This is a genomic window from Limnofasciculus baicalensis BBK-W-15, assembly GCF_024178385.1.
Classification (GTDB): domain Bacteria; phylum Cyanobacteriota; class Cyanobacteriia; order Cyanobacteriales; family Coleofasciculaceae; genus Limnofasciculus; species Limnofasciculus baicalensis.
Genome location: NZ_JAMZMM010000388.1, coordinates 1 through 5,391, shown reverse-complemented (window position 1 = coordinate 5,391; position 5,391 = coordinate 1). Strand labels below are relative to the sequence as shown.

General features: G+C 39.5%; 3 protein-coding genes. 2 read left to right on the top strand and 1 reads right to left on the bottom strand.

Going from position 1 to position 5,391, the window contains the following annotated elements; all coding sequences use genetic code 11:
- The first annotated feature begins 249 nt into the window (after window positions 1–249).
- Together NJ959_RS25040 and NJ959_RS25035 are read left to right on the top strand one after the other, a co-directional pair.
- On the top strand, window positions 250–1,695 hold the full coding sequence (locus NJ959_RS25040; protein ID WP_254014475.1) for a glycosyltransferase family 39 protein: 1,446 nt from the start codon (window positions 250–252) through the stop codon (window positions 1,693–1,695).
- Window positions 1,696–1,821: 126 nt separating this feature from the next.
- Window positions 1,822–3,603, top strand: a complete 1,782-nt coding sequence (locus NJ959_RS25035) for a hypothetical protein (RefSeq protein ID WP_254014474.1) — start codon at window positions 1,822–1,824, stop codon at window positions 3,601–3,603.
- Here the strand turns inward: NJ959_RS25035 and NJ959_RS25030 are convergent.
- On the bottom strand, window positions 3,578–4,744 hold the full coding sequence (locus tag NJ959_RS25030; RefSeq protein ID WP_254014473.1) for a type III secretion system chaperone family protein: 1,167 nt from the start codon (window positions 4,742–4,744) through the stop codon (window positions 3,578–3,580). The genes NJ959_RS25035 and NJ959_RS25030 overlap by 26 nt on opposite strands.
- Window positions 4,745–5,391: the final 647 nt, after the last annotated feature.

Below are 5,391 nucleotides of genomic sequence, written 5' to 3'. Positions count from 1 at the left end.
GTAGCAGCCCTAGGCTAACGCCTCACTTCGCTAATGCGATCGCAATTACCATATTCATGATAACTTGGGAGGAATCTGATTGTTTTACTCGCTTCCCTATCAATTTTACTGGCAATCTTGACGATGTGGCTAAAAAAAACGAACTTCCCTCGTAATTTACTTTATAAGTTAATCATTATATTAATTGGATTGGGCATATTTTTCCGTTTCTACAACCTGGAGCAAAAAGTATACTGGTACGATGAAACAATGACTTCTATACGAATTTCTGGATACACCCAAACAGAAGTATCTCAAACAGCTTTCAATGGTAATATTTTTACTGTTAAAGACTTCCTAGAAGAGTATCAATATCCCAATCAGACAAAAAATATTAACGATACTCTAAATGCTCTAGCTGGCAATCCAGAACATTCTCCATTATATTACTTAATGGCACGGTGGTGGTTACAAGTATTCGAGCATTCAGTATTTACTATTCGGTTATTATCAGCGTTGATTAGTTTGCTGGCATTGCCCTGTATTTATTGGTTATGTTTGGAATTATTTAATTCAGCGATAATAAGTTGGGTAGGAGTAACTTTAATCGCTATTTCTCCCTTCCATGTTTTATATGCTCAAGAAGCTAGAGAATATAGTTTGTGGACAGTAACTATTTTATTCTCTTGTGCGGCATTTTTGCGGGGGATGCGGCTGAAAACTTTGCCGAGTTGGGGGCTATATGGAGTAAGTGTCGCTGCGGCACTTTATACTCATCCTTTTTCGGCTTTTGTTTTGATTGGGCATGGTATTTATAGTATGAGTATTTTTTTGAAACGCAGAGGTACGCAGAGGGAGAGAGGGAGGTACGCGGAGGGTTTGGTGGGTTATTTAGTGTCTTGTTTGTTGGGGGTGGTGTTGTTTATCCCTTGGTTGGTAATTGTGGTTAGCCATTTTTCTAAGTTTGTGGAAAATACGGCTTCTGTTAATTTGAGTCGAGAAGGTTTTTTGCCTTTATTTTGGGGGTTGAATCTGAGCCGGATTTTTGTGGATGTGAATCAGGGAAGTAGTCCCTTTAGTCCGTTACACTATTTAAGTGGTTTACTAGCAGGATATGCTCTATACTATCTTTATCGTCAAGCACCTGTAAGTACTTGGATATTTATTATAACTCTAATTGGCGTAACGGGGATTGCAATAATCTGTCCTGATTTAATTTTAGGTGGTCGTCGTTCTAGTATAACTCGTTATGCAATTCCTGTCTATTTAGGGATTCAGATTGCGGTTGCCTATCTAATTGCCTCTAAAATTAATACAGTAGAGTGGCAGCGGTGGAAATATCTTGCGATCGCACTCACTTTAAGCGGTATCATATCCTGTAGTATCAGTTCGCAATTCCCAGTTTGGTGGCACAAAAGTCCAAGTAAAAGTCGCTACAATCCTCAAGTTGCCAGTATTCTCAATCAAACCAGTCATCCACTAGTAATCAGCGATGAACTTCCTGGCATCATACTATCACTGAGTCATCTCCTTAATCCAGACACTCACCTACAATTATTAGTCAAACCCAAGATCCCCAAAATACCCAATAACTTCACTAATATATTCCTATACCGACCATCCCCAGCACTACAACAAGGGATAGAACAAACACAAACCATTAAAATAATACCACAACCTAAATCCAAATCCTGGCTCCTCAAACTAGAACATTAACATCCAGCTAAACCTTTGCGTACCTTTGCGCCCACCTTTGCGCCCTACTCTGGCGAGAAGCCGCTGCGCGTCTATGCGTTTAAAAAAAATCCCAAATTAAACCAATAACCTCCCAATCAGCAATCAATGAATCATCTCCAACAACTTCTAACTCCATCAACCCAGATAAAATATTGGTTAGGATTAAGTATATTATTTACTATATTCTATAGTATTCTCGCCTTACAACAAGCTTTTGGTGCTGAATATGTTATCCAAGATGATGCCCGACAGCATGTATTTTGGATGAGGAGGTTTTTAGATTCAGAGTTATTTCCTCATGACATTATTGCCAATTATTTCCAATCAGTTGCCCCCCTAGGATATACGGCTCTCTATAAGATAATGGCATTAGGAGGAATTGAGCCAGTTTTATTTAGTAAACTCATCCCCTTATTCTTGGGAATAGTTACGACATATTATTGCTTTAGCCTCTCAATGGAATTATTACCTATTCCATTAACAGGTTTTATTTCATCCTTACTGCTTAATCAGAATCTCTGGATGCAGGATGGCTTGATATCGGGAACCCCGAAAGCATTTATTTACCCGATTTTCATAGCATTTTTGTATTATTTTGTCAAGAGAGTTCAGTTAGGAGTGGGAATTGCGATCGCATTTTTAGGTTTATTTTATCCTTCTTTAGTTTTCGTCTGTGTAGTAATATCAATCATTCAACTATGGCAGATTGAAGGAAAATGGATTTATCTGTCTAAAAATCGCGCCGATTATATTTTCTGTTTCACTAATTTGGGGGTAGCATTTTTAGTATTATTACCATATATTCTGAGTACTTCCGAATTTGCTCCAGTCTTGACTGCTGCGGCAGGGAAAACCTTGCCTGAATTATTGGCTCAAGGAAGAAGCCGTTTCTTTGTTAACGATTCTTGGGCATTTTGGTTGTATGGTAGAAGTGGGATTGGATTAGGCTCTGCTTTTGCCCCTCCCTTAATTTATGGCGGATTACTCCTCCCCATTTTATTGAAATTTTCCTCTGGCTTTCCCCTGGCTAAACAAGTAAAGAATATCGTCATATTACCGCAGCTATTATTAGGCTCTGGTGTAATGTTTTTTGCCGCTCATGCCGTACTATTTAAACTGCATCTTCCTAGCCGCTACACTCAGCATAGCCTAAGAATTGCGATCGCGCTCGCTGCGGGAATAGCTCTCACCCTCATCCTAGACGGGGTTTGGGCAATTGGGAAAAGGGAAGAGGTAAAACAAAAAATCAAAATTCCCCACTCCAAAAAACCCACCGCCCGATACGGCATCCGCTGCTCCATTCCCCACTCCCTAATATTAGGCACAACTGCTATTATTGGCACGACATTAATTTTCTACCCTCACCTAGCACTAAAACACTTTCCCAAGACATATTATATCACCGGAAATGTCCCCCCCTTATATAAATTTTTCCAACAACAACCCAAAGATAGTCTCATTGCCTCACTAGAAGAAGAAGCCAATAACTTGCCAACCTTTTCCCAACGCTCTATCTTAGTAAGTCAAGAATATGCCATTCCCTACCATCTGGGTTACTATCGCCAATTTCGCCAACGCACCCTGGATCTCATTCAGGCTCAATACAGTATAGATCCTAAAATAGTAACAGACTTTATCGAAAAATACGGTATTGATTTTTGGCTGGTATCTGCCAATACATTTACTATTGACTCCATTGCCGATAACCCCTGGATAATGCAATATCAATCTGTAGCTAATCGAGCAATTGCTCAACTCAAAGCAGATAAAAAACCAGTTTTGGCATTAGCCATACCCAGTTGTACTGTTTTAGATACTCATGGTTTATTGGTATTGAAAGGAGACTGTATTCTTAATATTATTAGTCAATCTTTTCTATCAGGTTAATCGCTGCTTCTGGAGAAGCATCACCATTAATCACAGTAATAATCCCCGGTAGGTATCGATCCATCATCATCACATTAGTGTAAACTAAATTTTTAATTTGGGGAAATGTCAGAGTCGAGCCTTCAACATCAATACTGGTTTTGTAGCGAATTTCTCCGTCAGCAAAGTCTAATTCAAAATTACCGATAATCAGGCTATAATTGGCTCTAATGATAAACTCTCCTACAGCCCGACGTTTGGGTTTTGGGACTTTAATTAGAGAAACAGAGTAAAATATAAATTGCGATTTTTCAACTATCACTTGGGCGTAGCAGTCAAATTTGCCATTCTCCCCTTGGAATGCCAGATGCAGGGCTGGGCTATCTTTAATTTTACTAAAATGCCAGTCATCTTCTGTAAAGAATTTGATAATTGTCTCAAAAATCTGAGAATAATCTTCCTCTGTATCTTTGGTTTGACTCATATTTGCTAATTGTTTAAAAGCTTTTACCATTTCCTTAAGGATAGGAGAAATGGTTTCTGCTGTTACTAATGATATATTTGGATCTACCCATTCGTCAAATCCCCGCGCTACTTCTGAGAGGGATTGAGAAATTGCGGCTTCCCCCATGGTATCTAGATTGGCTTGTGCCCAATCTTTGAAGAAGTTGAAGATAGCCTGCTTGATTTTTTTACTATCAATAGTTTCGGGATTCATTCCTGAAGGGCTGAGATAATCCCAGAAGGTGCGATAGCCTGTTTGTTGCTGTTTTACTTGTAAGGCTAACCAATTTTCGGTGGATAGTAAGGGGTGGTTTGGTTGGGATTGAGTTAGGTTTTTGAGGTAGGTTGGTACATTATTAAGATAGTGGGTAAGGTGGGGGAGGAAATCGGGTTTTAAAGTAGCGGTAATTTGGATATTGGATGAAGGGAGGAATTTTCCGGCTGTGAAGTTGCTCCGTAATTCTGGTTTCAGGTTGAATAGGAATTTGGTGTCGAGAAGGTGGTAGACTTCGGGGGTGATTTGGAATGCGATCGTGGCGGAGATTATGGTGTAGTTTTTTTGGGTTATGGTGAGAGTTTGTCCGTGGATGGTGATGGGGGTTTGGGTGGGGGAGTGTAAGATGATTCGGGTATCGAGTTGGTGTGTTTGGGTGTTCATGAGTAGAAAATGCGAGAGCGACGCGCTGCTGCAAGCACATCGCTAATTTCTGTCGGTGGATATAACTATTTATATGCCAGATACAGATCGATAAATTCCAGGATTACAGTATATACCTGAATATATCACTGAATATGAACACGAGCAACTTCTAGAGGAGACGCGATTGGTTTCCCTGAAAAGTTACCTCTTTTATCGCTCAAAATCTTCAGCTCTAACTGCGATATTGATTAATTAAGCGTCAAAAACCTTAAGGCGCTACTTTTCCTGCAATTTTGGATTACGGGAGCTTATTTTCCGTTTTTTTTACGCGCACGGATTTCCATTCTCCTAATTTAACAAAAAAAAATCAACTTGTCAAGGGGTTGCGGCTGAAAAATCCCCTCCGATCTTAGTTTCCGCTTTGGGGATATCTCAGTTATAGGCTATTTCCAGATTGGATATGAAAGAGGGTCTGCGATCGCTAAACTAATAAGTTACCTCTTTTATCGCTCAAAATCTTCAGCTCTAACTGCGATGTTAATTAATTAAGTGTCAAAAACCTTAAGGCGCTACTTTTGCTGCAATTCTGGATTACGGGAGCTTATTTTCCGTTTTTTTTACGCGCACGGATTTCCATTCTCCTAATTTAACAAAAAAAAATCAAC